Annotated in this window: 10 protein-coding genes; 6 read left to right on the forward strand and 4 right to left on the reverse strand. The window is 35.6% G+C overall.

The genetic code is table 11. From position 1 onward, the window contains the following. Position 1: 1 nt before the first annotated feature. Positions 2-2,644 (reverse strand): DNA gyrase subunit A, encoded by a 2,643-nt coding sequence (gyrA, locus tag ACSV4D_RS12470; protein WP_408079502.1) that lies wholly within the window; start codon positions 2,642-2,644, stop codon positions 2-4. A 256-nt stretch (positions 2,645-2,900) separates the two neighbouring features. Between gyrA and ACSV4D_RS12475 the strand changes: the two genes are divergently transcribed. Beyond that, on the forward strand, positions 2,901-5,450 hold the full coding sequence (locus tag ACSV4D_RS12475; protein WP_408079504.1) for an ATP-dependent Clp protease ATP-binding subunit: 2,550 nt from the start codon (positions 2,901-2,903) through the stop codon (positions 5,448-5,450). Positions 5,451-5,586: 136 nt separating this feature from the next. Beyond that, positions 5,587-6,969: a 30S ribosomal protein S6--L-glutamate ligase gene (gene rimK, locus ACSV4D_RS12480; protein ID WP_408079755.1), complete on the forward strand. Its 1,383-nt coding sequence runs from the start codon at positions 5,587-5,589 to the stop codon at positions 6,967-6,969. On the opposite strand, the gene ACSV4D_RS12485 is transcribed toward rimK, so the two are convergent. The 3 genes from ACSV4D_RS12485 to ACSV4D_RS12495 all read right to left on the reverse strand — a co-directional run bounded on the left by ACSV4D_RS12485 (position 6,966) and on the right by ACSV4D_RS12495 (position 9,892). After that, the gene (locus tag ACSV4D_RS12485) at positions 6,966-7,814 is read right to left on the reverse strand and encodes an EamA family transporter (RefSeq protein ID WP_439228524.1); all 849 of its coding nucleotides are present in this window, start codon (positions 7,812-7,814) and stop codon (positions 6,966-6,968) included. The genes rimK and ACSV4D_RS12485 overlap by 4 nt on opposite strands. A gap of 68 nt (positions 7,815-7,882) precedes the next feature. Beyond that, positions 7,883-9,217 carry an inorganic phosphate transporter gene (locus ACSV4D_RS12490; RefSeq protein ID WP_408079508.1) on the reverse strand — a complete coding sequence of 445 codons (1,335 nt, stop codon included), beginning with the start codon at positions 9,215-9,217 and terminating at the stop codon, positions 7,883-7,885. Between the two features lie 30 nt (positions 9,218-9,247). Beyond that, positions 9,248-9,892 carry a DUF47 domain-containing protein gene (locus ACSV4D_RS12495; RefSeq protein WP_408079510.1) on the reverse strand — a complete coding sequence of 215 codons (645 nt, stop codon included), beginning with the start codon at positions 9,890-9,892 and terminating at the stop codon, positions 9,248-9,250. Between the two features lie 665 nt (positions 9,893-10,557). Here ACSV4D_RS12495 and thrA point away from each other — a divergent pair. The 4 genes from thrA to ACSV4D_RS12515 all read left to right on the forward strand — a co-directional run. Next, a complete protein-coding gene (gene thrA / locus ACSV4D_RS12500; RefSeq protein WP_439228525.1) occupies positions 10,558-13,005 on the forward strand; it encodes a bifunctional aspartate kinase/homoserine dehydrogenase I in 2,448 nt (815 codons plus the stop codon). Between the two features lie 99 nt (positions 13,006-13,104). Further along, a complete protein-coding gene (locus ACSV4D_RS12505; RefSeq protein ID WP_439228526.1) occupies positions 13,105-14,025 on the forward strand; it encodes a homoserine kinase in 921 nt (306 codons plus the stop codon). A gap of 131 nt (positions 14,026-14,156) precedes the next feature. Beyond that, entirely contained in the window at positions 14,157-15,446 is a 1,290-nt protein-coding gene (gene thrC / locus ACSV4D_RS12510; protein ID WP_439228527.1) for a threonine synthase, read from the forward strand. Between the two features lie 340 nt (positions 15,447-15,786). Next, positions 15,787-16,555 (forward strand): tyrosine-type recombinase/integrase (locus ACSV4D_RS12515; protein WP_439228528.1); only part of this gene is annotated, 769 nt, incomplete at its 3' end.

Below are 16,555 nucleotides of genomic sequence, written 5' to 3' on the forward strand. Positions count from 1 at the left end.
TTTAAGATTCATCATCTTCAGAATCATCAACTTCTTCGTCTTCGATGCTATCTTCTTCTTCATCCTCTTCATCTTCCACAATGCCATCATCTTCTAGTACTTCTAATACTGGTTTTACTCTTTCAATGGCTGCATTTTCTATAACATTTCCGTTTTCGTCAAGTACCACTTCTTCAGCATCATCTTTCATTACTTTAGCAACCGCCGCAATAGAGTCATTTCCTTTCAGATTGATCAATTTAACTCCCTGGGTAGCACGCCCCATTACTCTTAAATCTTCAATTGCCATTCTGATAGTTAACCCGGATTTATTAATAATCATTAAGTCATCAGCATCGGTTACGGCACTTATAGAAATTAAACTTCCTGTTTTTTCAGTAATGTTAAGGGTTTTTACTCCTTTTCCTCCACGATTTGTAATTCTGTACACGTCTTCTCCATCATCATCTACTAACTTAGTACGTTTACCATATCCTTTCTCAGTTACAACTAAAATTTGAGTATCGTTGATATTGTCTTTGTCAACAGTAACCATACTAATTACTTCATCACTATCGTCTTTTAGCGTTATACCACGTACTCCGGAAGCTGTTCTTCCCATTGGGCGGGTTTTAGTTTCTTCAAAACGAACTAACTTACCTGATTTAACGGCCAGAATAATTTGGCTTTCACCATTCGTTAATTCAGCCCCTAATAATTCATCACCTTCTTTAATGGTAATAGCGGCAACTCCGTTAACTCTTGGTTTAGAATATTTCTCTAATGAAGTTTTCTTAACCTGTCCTTTCTTAGTTACCATAACTAAGTTATGTGTTTTGATATAATCCTGATCTTTCAAATCCTGAGTACAGATAAAAGCTTTAACTTTATCATCGCTTTCGATATTGATAAGGTTTTGGATCGCTCTGCCCTTAGCCGTTTTGCTTCCTTCAGGTATTTCATAAACCCGCATCCAGAAACATTTTCCTTTTTGAGTAAAGAACATCATATATTGATGGTTTGTAGCCACAAACATATGCTCTAAGAAATCCTGATCTCTTGTTCCGGCACTTTTTTGTCCTACTCCTCCTCTATTCTGCGTTTTGTATTCTGTTAAATTGGTTCGTTTAATATAACCGGCATGAGAAATAGTAATCACTACATTCTCATCGGCAATTAAATCTTCAATACTTACATCTCCGCCTGAATATTCAATAGTTGAACGACGGGCATCACCATATTTATCGCGTATTTCGGCTAATTCTTCTTTAATAAGCTCAGTTCTTAAATTCACATCAGCTAATAATGCCTTTAAGTGAGTAATTAATTTCATTAATTCCTCATATTCTGCTCTTAATTTATCCTGTTCCAGACCGGTTAACTGACGCAGACGCATTTCAACGATAGCACGTGCCTGAATGTCTGAAAGTTGGAACCTTTCTATTAATTTCTCACGGGCTTCTTCCGTGTTTTTAGAACCTCTGATTAACGCAATTACTTCATCAATATTATCCGAAGCAATAATTAAACCTTCTAAAATGTGAGCTCTTTCTTCGGCTTTACGCAATTCAAACTGTGTTCTTCGAACTACAACATCGTGACGGTGCTCAATAAAGTAGTGAATCATGTCTTTTAGATTCAACATTTGCGGGCGTCCTTTAACAAGCGCAATATTATTTACACTAAATGAAGATTGTAATTGTGTAAACTTATATAAGGTATTTAAAACCACATTAGGCGTAGCATCTCTTTTCAGAATATAGACGATGCGCATTCCGTTTCTGTCTGACTCATCACGGATATTAGCAATTCCGTCTATTTTTTTCTCATTTACTAAGTCAGCAGTACGTTTAATCATATCTGCTTTGTTCACCTGATATGGAATTTCAGTAGCAATAATGCATTCTCTGCCATCTACTTCTTCAAAACTTACTTTAGCACGCATTACAATACGTCCTCTTCCCGTTTTAAAAGCTTCACGAACCCCTTCATAACCATATATTACACCTCCTGTTGGAAAATCAGGAGCTTTTATATGATTCATTAATTCATCAATTTCGATATCGTTATTATCTAAATAAGCAAGTGTCCCATTGATAACTTCAGTAAGATTATGAGGAGGCATATTAGTAGCCATACCTACTGCAATACCGGTTGCTCCGTTTACTAATAAAGTAGGAACACGGGTAGGCATTACTTTTGGCTCATATAAAGTATCGTCAAAGTTCAATTGGAAATCAACGGTTTCTTTTTCGATGTCTGCCATTATTTCTTCCGAAATCTTACGCATTCTGGCCTCGGTATAACGCATTGCTGCCGGGCTGTCACCGTCTACAGAACCGAAGTTACCCTGACCGTCAACTAATAAATAACGTAAACTCCATTCCTGAGCCATACGAACCATGGCATCATAAACGGAAGTATCTCCATGCGGGTGATACTTTCCTAAAACTTCCCCTACTATTCTTGCAGATTTTTTGTGGGCAGATCTTGAAGTTACTCCTAAATCATACATTCCATAAAGCACTCTTCGATGTACTGGTTTCAAGCCATCTCTAACATCAGGAAGCGCTCTTGATACAATTACCGACATTGAATAATCAATGTAAGCTGATTTCATTTCATCTTCAATGTTAATAGGAATTAACTTTTCTCCTTCAGACATAAGTTGTTATATTAAATAATTATATTCATTTCAAAACGTGCCAATATACGGATTTTTGAAATTTTTAAAAGCTTTTCGATATACTAATTTCAAAGATTTATTAACAACTTAACATTGTCATTTGTTTAATAATTTATAGATAAATTCAAGCTTTTTTGCCATTTTTTTTGTCTATTAGCTGACATAAGTACTTAGGTATGGTTTTTGTTTTTCAAATAGTAATTCACTAAATTTACACATACAAGAAATAAATATTATGGATGACAATTTTTCACCAAGAGTAAAAGATGTTATTACCTACAGTAAAGAAGAAGCTTTACGACTAGGTCATGACTTCATTGGGACTGAACACTTGATGCTTGGTATTCTTAGAGATGGTAATGGTAAAGCAATACAGATACTCAATAATTTATCTATTGACTTAGATCATTTACGCAGAAAAGTAGAAATCCTAAGCCCTGCAATCCCGGGAATCGATAATAATTTAGAAAAGAAAAACCTGCATTTGACTCGTCAGGCGGAGCGTGCATTAAAAACCACATTCCTTGAAGCTAAAGTTTTCCAGAGTCCATCGGTTAGTACCGCTCATTTATTATTATGTATTCTAAGAAACGAAAACGATCCTACAACCAAGCTATTAAATAAACTAAAAATAGATTATGATATAGCTAAAGAACAATATCTCAATATGACACCAAACGAAGAAGAATTCTTAGAAAATTTACCAAGAGCCACAGACTCTTACAATGACGATTTAGGACAAGATGACAGTTTAAAAGAAGGCAATTTCAACAATCCGGCCAATAAGTCTAACAAAAAATCAAAAACACCTGTTTTAGACAATTTCGGAAGAGATCTGACCGAAATGGCCGAAGAAGGAAAACTGGATCCTGTTGTTGGACGCGAAAAAGAAATTGAACGTGTTTGCCAGATTTTAAGTCGTCGCAAAAAAAACAATCCACTGTTAATTGGAGAACCGGGAGTAGGAAAATCAGCTATTGCCGAAGGATTAGCATTGCGTATTATCCATAAGAAAGTATCCCGAATTTTATTTAATAAACGTGTTGTTACTTTAGATTTAGCCAGCTTAGTTGCCGGCACTAAATACCGTGGTCAGTTTGAAGAACGCATGAAAGCAGTAATGAATGAATTAGAAAAAAATGACGATATCATTCTTTTCATTGATGAAATTCATACCATTGTTGGTGCTGGCGGAGCTACAGGTTCGCTGGACGCTTCTAACATGTTTAAACCAGCATTGGCCAGAGGTGAAATTCAATGCATCGGTGCAACTACTCTTGACGAGTACAGACAATACATTGAAAAAGACGGGGCTCTCGAAAGACGTTTTCAAAAAATCATTGTAGAACCTACTTCGGTAGAGGAAACAATCACTATTTTGAACAATGTAAAAAACAAATACGAAGACCACCACAATGTTACTTATACACAGGAAGCAATCGAGGCTTGTGTAAAATTGACAAACAGATATATGTCTGAACGTTTTTTACCGGACAAAGCAATTGACGCAATGGATGAAGCGGGGTCACGAGTACACATTACCAATATTGAAGTTCCTAAAAAAATACTCGATTTAGAACGTCAGTTAGAAGACATCAGAGAGTTAAAAAATGCCGTTGTTAAAAAGCAGAAATATGAAGAAGCAGCTAAACTTCGTGATGATGAAAAACGCATTGAAAAAGATTTAGCCATCGCTCAGGAACAATGGGAAGAAGATGCAAAAAGTAATCGAATTCAGGTAACAGAAGATAATGTTGCCGATGTGGTTTCTATGATGACCGGCATACCTGTTAACAGAATTGCACAAACTGAAAGTAATAAATTAGCAAAACTACCGGAACTTATTGAAAGTAAGGTTATTGGTCAAAATGAAGCAGTATTAAAAATTGCCCGATCTATCCAAAGAAATCGTGCCGGACTGAAAGATCCAAACCGACCAATTGGTTCCTTTATTTTCTTAGGACAAACGGGAGTTGGAAAAACACAGCTGGCTAAAGTTCTAGCTAAAGAATTATTTGATTCAGAAGAAGCTCTGGTGCGAATTGACATGAGTGAATATATGGAAAAATTTGCCATCTCACGATTAGTAGGTGCGCCTCCGGGATACGTAGGATACGAAGAAGGCGGACAATTAACCGAAAAAGTTCGTAGAAAACCATATGCAGTTGTACTTTTAGATGAAATTGAAAAGGCCCATCCTGATGTTTTCAACATGCTTTTACAAGTATTAGATGACGGATTCCTGACTGATAGCCTAGGAAGAAAAATTGACTTTAAAAACACCATCATCATTATGACTTCTAATGTAGGAGCCAGACAATTAAAAGATTTTGGTCAGGGAGTTGGTTTTGGAACTGCTGCTAAAGTAGCACAGGCTGATGATAATTCGAAAAGTATTATTGAAAATGCATTGAAAAAAACATTTGCACCTGAATTCCTGAACAGAATTGATGATGTAATTGTATTTAATGCACTGGAAAAACATGATATTGATTTAATTATCGAAATCGAATTGAAAAAACTATATGCCAGAATTGCCGACTTAGGATACAATCTAAAACTTTCCGATAAAGCAAAAGCATTTATTGCAGAAAAAGGTTTTGATAAGCAATTTGGTGCCAGACCATTAAAAAGAGCTATTCAAAAGTACGTAGAAGATACACTTGCCGAAGAAATTATTACTTCAAAAATTACAGCCGGCGATGAAATTTTCATGGATATTGAAGATGGGACTCAGGAATTAACTGTAAAAATTCACAAAACAGGAGAAGCAACTAATTTATAATTAACCGCTTCCCTTAACTCTATAAACCCGTTATGTTTTCTTAACTTAACGGGTTTATTCTTTTAACACAATTTCCTTTTATTTCAGCAACAAATAACTACATTTGGCGTTTAAAAAAACAGACTAAACCAATAAAATTATAATGAATAAAGTTGTCGTAGGTAGTGAAGAATGGTGCTCTTTTCCAGAACTAGGAATTCCAACCATAAAAGCCAGAGTCGATTCAGGGGCAAAAACTTCTGCCCTGCACGCCATCAATATAGCACCTTTTATCAAAAATGACGCAAACTGGGTTAAGTTTGACATTAATCCCATACAGAACAATTCTAAAACAATAATTCACTGTGAAGCCCCTTTGATAGACAAGCGGATTGTAAAAAGTTCAAGCGGATTCAGAGAACAGCGTTATGTTATCCAAACCAATTTAAAAATTGGAGAAACTACATGGCCTATTGAAATGACTTTAACTAACAGAGATACAATGGGGTTTCGTATGCTGTTAGGCCGTGAAGCGATGAGCGGAAGAATATTAGTTGATCCGGCGCAACAATTTTTATTAGGACAACCCACAAGTGATACTTTAAAAGAAATTTATAAAAACTCTGAGAAAGCTCCAAGCGGATTACGCATTGGCTTACTGGCAAGCAACCCTGAATTATACAGCAATAAAAGAATCATGGAAGCCGGAGAAATGCGTGGTCACGAGATGCATTTCCTGAACATCAAAGAATGCTATATCAAACTGGATGCTAAAAAACCCGAAATCCATTATCGTGGTGGGAAAATTTTAAATGAATTTGACGCCATTATTCCCCGAATCCGACCAAGTATAACTTTCTATGGCTGTGCTTTAACACGCCAGTTTGAAGCCTTAAATGTTTTTTGCTTAAATTCATCAACAGCCATTACGCAATCCAGGGACAAACTTTTCTCTTTACAACTGTTATTACACAGCGGAATAGGTATTCCCACTACAGGATTTGCCAATTCCCCATTAGATACAGATGATTTGATAAAAATGGTTGGTGGTACACCGTTAATTGTAAAACTTCTTGAAGGCACTCAGGGAAAAGGTGTGGTTCTTGCCGAAACAAAAAAAGCTGCCGAAAGTGTTATCAATGCTTTTAAAAGTTTAAATGCAAATATTTTAGTTCAGGAATTCATTAAAGAAGCAAATGGTAAAGACATTCGTTGTTTTGTAATTGATGGAAAAGTAGTCGCCTCGATTCAAAGGGAAGCTATGCCCGGAGAATTCAGAGCTAACATCCATCTTGGCGGAACAGCTTCTATTATCAAAGCGACCTCTGAAGAGAAAAAAATAGCAGTAAAAGCTGCAAAAGCAATGGATTTAAAAGTAGCCGGTGTTGATATTATCAGATCTTCAAAAGGACCTTTATTGCTCGAAGTAAATTCTTCTCCCGGTTTAGAAGGTATTGAAACAGCAACCAATAAAGACATCGCAGGGGAAATGATTAAGGCTATTGAAAAAAATTTCAAATTAGATCCTAACAAATCTTAAGCTGAAATAACAATAAAAAGTATAGAAAATAGTGCCAACAACAGTCCTGCATAATTAAGTTTTGATAATTTCTCCTTAAAAGCAAGCACCCCAATTATACTTCCTAACAGAATAACTCCCATGTTCATTCCTGCAAAAACAGTCGAAGGATTTGTGGAGAATTCCTGATGTGCTTTTAAATAAAATAATATATTTCCAAAATTAAAACATCCAACTAAAAACCCAAAAAACAGGTTGTTGACACTAAAAAGTTTCTTTATAAAAAATCTTTCATAAAGCACTACAACCAGCATGCAAAGCAAAGCGATTCCGAAAATCACAAACAAAGATGTTGTGTAGGGAACAGTGGTAAAAGCCGCTACTTTCTTAAACAAAATATCAATAATACCAAAACCTAAAAAGACTAAAACAGGATATTTAAAATCCGCTTTTTCCGAATTATCAGTCTTGTACAACACACAAAACAAAGCTCCAAATCCTATTATGATTCCAATTAGCTTTGTAATCGAAAATACTTCTTTAAAAAGCAGCCAGGCCGCCAGAATTGAAACGAACAATGACAATCTTTGTGCAGCATCTGTTTTTACAATTCCAATATTTTTGATGGAAGCAATCAAAAACAAAAATACAAGCGGCAGTAAAATTCCCAGGCTTCCATAGAGTACAAATGGAGTTTCTGTAGTTATTATTATCATGTCCGGAGAAAAGACCACATAACAAAGTAAAAACGCAAAAAGATAATTAAACAGCACAATTTGTTTTGGATTCACTGATGATTGACGGGCAATTTTAAAAATCACACCTACAGAAACACTACAAATAACACTTAATAATAAATACAACATAATTTAAAGCTAAAAAACACAAAAGCCATCCGAAGTAGCGGATGGCTTTATGAATTTATGATTTTGTTTTACAGAAAAAGATTCAAAACATAGTAACAAATAGCTGCTAAAAGAGCAGAAATAGGAATAGTTAAAATCCATGCCCAAATTAAACTAACGGTCACTCCCCATCGTACTGCAGACACACGTTTAGTCAAACCAACACCGATGATAGAACCTGTTATAGTATGAGTGGTACTAACCGGAATTTTTAAATGTTCTGTAAAATACAAAGTCAAAGCTCCGGCTGTTTCAGCAGCAACCCCCTCAAAAGAAGTTACTTTTGTGATTTTAGACCCCATTGTTTTTACAATTTTCCATCCTCCACTCAATGTTCCGGCCGCAATAGCTGAATAACAGGCAAGTGGAATCCATTCCGGCATGATTCCTGGTGTTTCTCCGTCAGGAAGTGCTACTTGTAACCAGGCAGGCATTTCTTCCAAAGCTACTCCTTCTTTATTTACATACACAATTACTGCTGCTGCAATGATACCCATTACTTTTTGAGAATCATTTCCACCATGACCCAAACTAAAAGCCGCTGATGATAACAACTGCATTTTTTTCAGCATTTTTTCTGACTGATGATGGCTCAAACTGCTAAACACTAAACAAAAAGCACTTATTGACAAAACAATAAAACCAACTAAAAGCCACTTTATATTATGAGGCTCAAAAGCTACACTCCAAAAATGAGATTCAAACCTGGGTTTCCCAATATCATTAATCATCATGTGGCTTACAAACCAAACCGTAACGATCATTAATGCTACTGTAAAAATCTTTGGGTAAATACTTTTTCTTGCTGCATTTAATAACCATATCGAAATAGAGTAAGAAGCAATTGCTCCTACTAATGGTGCCAAAAATATAAAAGCGATAATGATAATAACTCCTGTCGGCAATCCGCCCGGTTTTCCCGGATCATACCAGTTTACAATATTATACCAGTGTCTAGTAATAGTTACTCCGTCTTCTACAACAGTATAATCAGAGAAACCATGCATATAAATAGCGTGAGCAACAGCGGCTCCGGCAAATCCGCCAATTAATGTATGAGAAGAACTTGAAGGAATTCCCAACCACCAGGTTAATAAATTCCAGCAAATGGCCGCAATGACTCCCGCCAGAATTACAATTAAATTAATATCAATAGTGTGTGCCGTTTTTGCTACAGTATCTGCAACTCCAAAACCAAAAACCCAATAGGCTAAAAAATTAAAAAAAGCAGCCCAAACAACTGCCTGAAAAGGTGTCAGTACTTTAGTAGCAACTACTGTTGCAATAGCATTAGCAGCATCATGAAAACCATTTATGTAATCAAAAATAAGAGCTAAAACTATAATTGTTATAAGTAAAGTCATGTGTTATTTCTTCAGAAGAATAAATTAAATTTAAGAATGTTTAACCGAAATAGATTCCAGAACGCTGGCTACACTCTTACATTTATCAGTAGCAGATTCCAGAATTGATAATACTTCTTTATATTTAATGATGTTCTTAGCATCTGTTTCGTTTTCAAAAATTTCAAAAACGGCTTTATTATAAACATTATCAGACTTATTTTCTAACTTAGAAATTTTAGCACAAGCCGCTTTAATTTTGTGTGCATTTTTAAAATCTCTTAATTCTTTTACAGCAATTTCAATATTTTGACAAGCTTCAAGATTAATCTCGGTCAGTTTTCTGATAGACTTTGTAATCTTGTCTACCTGATACAATCTCATAATACTGGATGCACCGTGCAAACGGTCTGCAACATTGTCAATAGAAGTTACCAAAGAGTGAATATCTTCTCTGTCAAAGGGAGTAATAAAGTTTCTGCTCAATTCTAAATTTGTCTGACGGGTAATATCTTCTCCTCTTTGTTCTAATTCGTCTATTTTTTGAAAAAGAACTTCTCTTTCTTTCAGAGGAAGATTTACTGCTTCGTGCAAATTAGAAGCTAATTCAATCAAATTACTGGAAGCTTCTTCAAAAAGTGGAAAGAATTTTTTATCTTTCGGTACTAAAAATTGGAAAATACTGTTTATTGACATTTTTTACTTTATTTTTTAGATAGCAAAAATACTTTTTTTTATTTGATGTTAAAGTTATTTCAAAAATTAATCCTGCATTGCAACAGTTTTTTTCGACTATTTGTACTCTTTTAAATAAAAAATTAACCAAATCAGAAAACACTTCAGCATACAATGTGCGTAAAAACTGCTTTATCTCAAAATTAAAACCGGATGAGTTAGCAAATTCCTAAAAACAAAAATAAGCGCATCAAACCGTAAAACATATTCGGTCTAAATCTTTTTTAGATAAATAAGTATTTCAATATTTTTATTTTTGAATAAATCCGACCAAGTTATTTTCACAAAAAACAGCTTATTTATAAAAATTTCAACAGAAATCTCTATAATTAAAAGCAGTAAAAACATATATTTGCTCTTTTTTAATTTTTTTTCACAAAAACCGGAGAAAGGTTTTTGATTTTTATAAAAAACTGTATTTTTGGGAACTCTTATGAAAGACAACAGAATCATATATCACTCTCCGATAGCAACTCAAATTTGGGTTACAATTTCTGTTGCAACTACTACTACCCCTTAGGGGTATTTATCATTACATATAATCCTGAATTTATACATGCTTTTTTATTAGAAGAAAGTAACTGGGTGTATATAAAGTATTGCATTTTTAAAATAAAACAAACAAAATGAAAGTATTAAAATTTGGCGGAACTTCGGTTGCCAATGCAAAAAATATAAAATTAGTTCTAGATATTGTTCTCAGTAAAGCTAAAAATGACAAACTGATTGTAGTAGTTTCTGCTCTTAGTAAAGTAACCGATTTGCTGCAATTAGCAGCTTCAAAAGCAGCTTCTAATGATGAAACTTACAAAGATATCGTTGCTGAAATCGAGAAAAAACACTTAGACGCTTTAAAAGAATTAATTCCTGTAAGCGAACAAAGCGGTCTATTAAGTCACATCAAAAGAATCATTAACCACTTAGAAACTATCTTAGACGGTTGTTTTCTTCTTGGCGAATTATCAGCTAGAACATCAGATACTATTTTAAGTTTTGGCGAATTACTTTCATCTTATATTATTGCCGAATCATTAAAACAAAATCTAAAAAACAGCAGCTACAAAGACAGCCGGGAGTTGATTAAAACCAATAACAATTACGGAAAAGCAGCGGTAAGTTTTGAAGCAACAAACTTATTAACTACTGCATTTTTTAGTGCCAATGAGTCTCAGGTTGTAGTAATGCCTGGTTTTATTGCTTCTTCTTTAGATGATATCAATACTACTTTAGGTCGTGGTGGATCCGATTATACTGCAGCTATTATGGCCGGAGCATTAAACGCCAGCGAACTGGAAATCTGGACTGACGTGAACGGAATGTTTACTGCGAATCCAAAAATTGTAAAACAAGCTCAGCCTATTGCTACTATTTCGTACCAAGAGGCAATGGAGTTGTCGCATTTTGGTGCCAAAGTTTTATATCCGCCAACTATTCAGCCGGTTTTAACCAAAAACATTCCAATTCATATCAAAAATACTTTTGAACCAGAAGCCGAAGGAACTTTTATTTCTAATGTTTCTGTATCAAATGGGAATCCAGTAAGAGGAATCAGCCATATTGAAAACATCACATTGGTAACTCTTGAAGGACCAGGAATGATTGGTGTTTCAGGTTCATCTAAAAGACTTTTCGAAGTGTTGTCGAATGAAAGTATCAATGTTATTTTCATTACTCAGGCTTCTTCGGAGCATTCAATCTGTATCGGAATTTTAAATTCTGATGCCGAAGTTGCCGAAAATGCCATCAACAAAGCATTTGAAATCGAAATTGCCCAAAACAAAATCGATCCATGCATTGTAGAGAAAAACTTGTGCATTATTGCATTAGTGGGCGAAAACATGAAAAATCACCAGGGATTAAGCGGAAGAATGTTTAGTACTCTGGGTAAAAATAACGTAAACATCAGAGCGATTGCTCAGGGTGCTTCGGAAAGAAATATCTCGGCTGTAATTAACGAAAGAGACGTTAAGAAAGCATTGAACACTTTGCACGAAAATTTCTTTGAAGAAAATACCAAACAACTGAACCTGTTTGTGATGGGTGTGGGGAATGTAGGGGAAAAATTTATCGAGCAAATCCACCAGCAAAAGAAATTCTTAAAAGAAAATCTAAAAATCAACGTTCGCGTGATTGCTATGTCTAACTCCCGAAAAATGCATTTTGATGAAGATGCAATTGATTTAGACAATTGGCAAAAAACTTTAGAAAATGGAGAAACAGCAAACAAAGAATTGTTTATCGAAAAAGTAGCGGCCTTAAATTTACGCAACTCTATTTTTGTAGATATCACTGCGAATGCTGATGTTGCTGCTACTTACGAACACTTCTTAAAACAAAGTGTAGGCGTGGTTACCTGTAACAAAATTGCCTGTGCTTCTGCTTATGACAATTACAAAAACCTGAAAAAATTATCTCGTCAATACAATGCGCCATTCTTATTTGAAACCAATGTGGGAGCTGGATTACCAATTATCGATACCGTAAAAAACTTAATCGCTTCAGGAGACAAAGTACATAAGATTCAGGCAGTTTTATCCGGAAGTTTAAACTTTATCTTTAACAATTTCGACAAAGACAATTCGTTCCATGATGTGGTTAAAGAAGCAGGAGTTCAAGGATTTACAGAACCAGATCCAAAAATTGATTTAAGTGGAATTGACGTAGCTCGTAAAATCCTGATTTTAATTCGCGAAAGCGGTTACAAAATGGAAATTGAAGATATTGAAAACCAGGCTTTCTTACCAAAGGAATGTATGGATACTGCTAATAACGAAGAATTTTTCAAATCGTTAATTGAATATAACAGTCATTTTGAAGGTATTTTGGCGGAAGCCATTGCAAAAGAAAGTAGATTGAAATTTGTGGCTCAATTTGAAAATGGAAAAGCTAGCGTAGGCCTGCAATTCATCCCAAAAGACCATCCATTCTACAATTTAGAAGGAAAAGACAATATCGTTTTATTCTTTACAGATCGTTATGTGGACCAACCTTTATTAATTAAAGGGGCTGGTGCTGGTGCAGCGGTTACTGCTTCGGGAATTTTTGCCGATGTAATCAGAATTGGAAATGTTTAAAAGGAGTTGCTAAGTAACTGAGTTACTAAGTTGCTAAGATTAAAAAAAGCTTAGAAACTTAGTAACTTAGAATCTTAGAAACTTAGAAACTATAAAAAAATGAATGAAGTAAAAGTATTTTGCCCTGCAACTATTGCCAACCTTTCCTGCGGATTTGACGTTCTGGGATTGTGTCTGGACAATGTAGGTGACGAAATGATTGTTCGAAAAACGACTGAAAAAGGCGTTCGCATCACTAAAATCGAGGGGGCTAATTTACCTTTGGAAGCCGAGAAAAACGTTGCCGGAGTCGCTTTATTAGCCATGCTGGAAGAAGTTGATTCCGATTTTGGTTTCGAAATTGAAATATACAAATACATCAAAGCAGGAAGCGGAATTGGAAGTTCGGCTGCGAGTTCAGCAGGAGCCGTTTTTGCTGCCAATGAATTATTAGGCAATCCGTTTACGCGAAAAGAATTGGTAAAATTTGCGATGCAAGGTGAAAAACTAGCTTCGGGAAATGCCCATGCTGATAACGTTGCTCCTGCCCTATTGGGAGGTTTTACCTTGGTAAGAAGCTCCAATCCTTTGGATATTATCAAAATTGACAGTCCGGACGAATTGTATGCTACGGTAATTCATCCACAAATTGAATTAAAAACATCTGATGCCCGTTCGGTATTAAAACAAACCGTTTCTCTTAAAAGCGCCATTACGCAATGGGGAAATGTGGGCGGATTAGTAGCAGGATTGTACACGCAGGATTACGAATTAATCGGGCGTTCCTTGCATGACGAAATAGTTGAACCGTTACGAAGCGTATTGATTCCGGGATTTGATTTAATCAAACAATCAGCCTACGAAAACGGTGCTTTAGGTTCAGGAATATCCGGTTCCGGTCCTTCTATTTTTGCTTTAAGCAGAGGGGCAGCCACCGCCGAAAAAATCGCCAAAGGGATGAGCAAAGTCTATGACACCATGAATTTACCTTATGAAATCCATGTGTGCAAGGTGAATGATACAGGAATGAAAGTTATCTAGTTACTATTGAACAGTAACTAGTGAATAGTCTAAACTAATTACTTACTACCTAAAACTAAAACAGAATAATAAATAATTAATGATGTGTATTTGTACTAATTACCAGTTACTAATCACTAATCACTATAAAAATGAAATACTACAGTTTAAACCATAACGCACCTAAAGTTTCTTTTCAGGAAGCCGTAATACAAGGATTAGCAGCTGATAAAGGATTGTATTTTCCGGAAAGCATTACGCCGCTTCCGCAATCTTTTTTTGATAATATTGAAAACTTAAGCCACGAAGAAATTGCTTTTGAAGCAATTCAGCAATTTGTAGGTGACGAAATTCCAACAGAAACATTAAAACAAATCATTGCCGAAACTCTATGCTTTGATTTCCCGGTTGTTCCGGTTGAAAACGGAATCTATTCGCTGGAATTATTCCACGGACCAACAATGGCTTTTAAGGACGTAGGAGCGCGTTTTATGTCGCGTTGTCTGGGTTATTTCAACAAAGACAAAAAAGATAATACCAATACTGTTTTGGTAGCGACTTCCGGAGATACCGGAGGTGCTGTTGCCAGCGGATTCTTAGGAGTTCAGGGAGTTGAAGTGGTGATTTTATACCCTTCCGGAAAAGTGAGCGATATTCAGGAAAGACAATTAACTACATTGGGACAAAACATCAAAGCACTGGAAGTGGACGGAGTTTTTGATGATTGTCAGGACATGGTGAAGAAAGCCTTTTTGGACGAAAGTCTGAAACATAAAAACCTGACTTCGGCTAACTCGATTAATATTGCACGTTGGTTACCACAGATGTTTTATTTCCTTTTTGCTTACAAAGCGTTGAAATCTCAAAACAAAGAATTGGTATTCTCCTGCCCTAGCGGAAATTTTGGAAACATCTGTGCCGGAATTATTGCTAAGAAAATGGGATTACCCGTAAAACATTTTGTGGCATCTACGAACGTAAATGATACCGTACCAAGATTTTTAGTCGATGGGATTTATGATCCAAAAGCTTCTATTGCAACCATTTCTAATGCAATGGATGTAGGAAACCCAAGTAACTTTATCCGAATTCAGGAAATGTACGGCAACGATTTAGCGCAGTTCAAAAAAGACTTTTCTTCTTATACCTATACTGACGAAGAGACTCTGGCAGCTATGAAAACCATTTACAACACCGATGGTTACATTGCCGAACCACACGGAGCAGTTGGTTATTTAGGATTGAAAAAAGAATTGAAAAACTACCCGAACGCTATTGGAGTTTTCTTAGAAACGGCTCATCCTATCAAGTTCTTAGACGTGGTGGAACCAGCTTTAGGAGTAACTTTACCAATTCCTGTGCAAATAGAAAGCGTACTGAACAAAGAAAAAGTAAGCACTAAAATTAAAACGTATGAGGAATTGAAAGCCTTTTTAGGATAAACTTTCAAAAACAAATATACAAACGGCTAAGGAGAAATCTTTAGTCGTTTTTTTATGGGCGTGCCCTCGTTGCACAACGTTTATAAGTATTGGAAATTTAGTTTGGCAACGAGGTCGGGCTGTACGTTCCCGCTTCCCGATAAAAAATCGGGAGAGCTCCACTTCCATCCCTCACGCAAACGCACAAAATCATCAAGTCCTTCTTTTCAAATTTTAAAAACAAATTGATGGAGCACGCTGGAGCCAATCCCTTTTAGCTTGGCATCTTCCGGATACGGAAAAAAACCGAGAAAGATTCAAAATTGCTCCACTCGCCCATTCCTTTCCATCAATAGAAGGAATGGCACAAATAGAAAAATTTAAGCACTTTTTGCGTTCCAAACGCTATAGTGAAAGCACAGTAACAACCTATAGCGAAGCTTTGAAATCCTTCTTGGTTTTTTATAGAGAAAAACCAATTGCCGAAATTGATAATGAAGATGTAATTATTTACAACAATGAGTATGTCCTGAAGAATAATCTTTCGGCTTCGTATCAAAACCAGATTGTGAATGCTATAAAACTGTTTTTTCAGACTATTCGAGAAACCAAGATACTCGTAGATAAAATTCATCGTCCAAAACGAGCTAAAGTTTTACCAAATGTATTGAGTAAGGAAGAAATTAAATTAATTTTAAATGCACATTCTAACCTCAAGCACAAAACAATATTAAGTTTGATTTACAGTTGTGGATTGCGCTGTGGCGAATTATTGGTATTGCAACCCGTTCATATCGATTCTAAAAGAAATTTGGTTTTACTCAAAAATGCAAAAGGCAAAAAAGACCGCATTGCTCCTTTATCTCCAAAAATTTTAGAAATGCTTCGAGAATATTATAAAGTACACAAACCAACTACTTACTTATTCGAAGGACAAATCAAAGGACAACCTTATGATGCCCGAAGCTTACAACTCATACTAAAACAAGCTCTACAAAAAACAGGAATTACAAAACCTGCCACTTTGCATTGGTTGCGACACAGTTTTGCCACGCATTTATTAGAAAGTGGTACCGATTTAAGATACATACAAGAATTATTAGGTCACTCTAGTAGTAAGACCACAGAAA

Source organism: Flavobacterium sp. ARAG 55.4, from assembly GCF_051846875.1.
GTDB lineage: Bacteria > Bacteroidota > Bacteroidia > Flavobacteriales > Flavobacteriaceae > Flavobacterium > Flavobacterium plantiphilum.

What these genes read in the sequence shown, in the direction of transcription:
- gyrA (WP_408079502.1), bottom strand. Translation starts at nt 2,644, where the DNA reads ATGTCTGAAGGAGAAAAGTTAATTCCTATTAACATTGAAGATGAAATG.
- ACSV4D_RS12475 (WP_408079504.1), top strand. Translation starts at nt 2,901, where the DNA reads ATGGATGACAATTTTTCACCAAGAGTAAAAGATGTTATTACCTACAGT.
- ACSV4D_RS12485 (WP_439228524.1), bottom strand. Translation starts at nt 7,814, where the DNA reads ATGTTGTATTTATTATTAAGTGTTATTTGTAGTGTTTCTGTAGGTGTG.
- ACSV4D_RS12490 (WP_408079508.1), bottom strand. Translation starts at nt 9,217, where the DNA reads ATGACTTTACTTATAACAATTATAGTTTTAGCTCTTATTTTTGATTAC.
- ACSV4D_RS12495 (WP_408079510.1), bottom strand. Translation starts at nt 9,892, where the DNA reads ATGTCAATAAACAGTATTTTCCAATTTTTAGTACCGAAAGATAAAAAA.
- thrA (WP_439228525.1), top strand. Translation starts at nt 10,558, where the DNA reads ATGAAAGTATTAAAATTTGGCGGAACTTCGGTTGCCAATGCAAAAAAT.
- ACSV4D_RS12505 (WP_439228526.1), top strand. Translation starts at nt 13,105, where the DNA reads ATGAATGAAGTAAAAGTATTTTGCCCTGCAACTATTGCCAACCTTTCC.
- thrC (WP_439228527.1), top strand. Translation starts at nt 14,157, where the DNA reads ATGAAATACTACAGTTTAAACCATAACGCACCTAAAGTTTCTTTTCAG.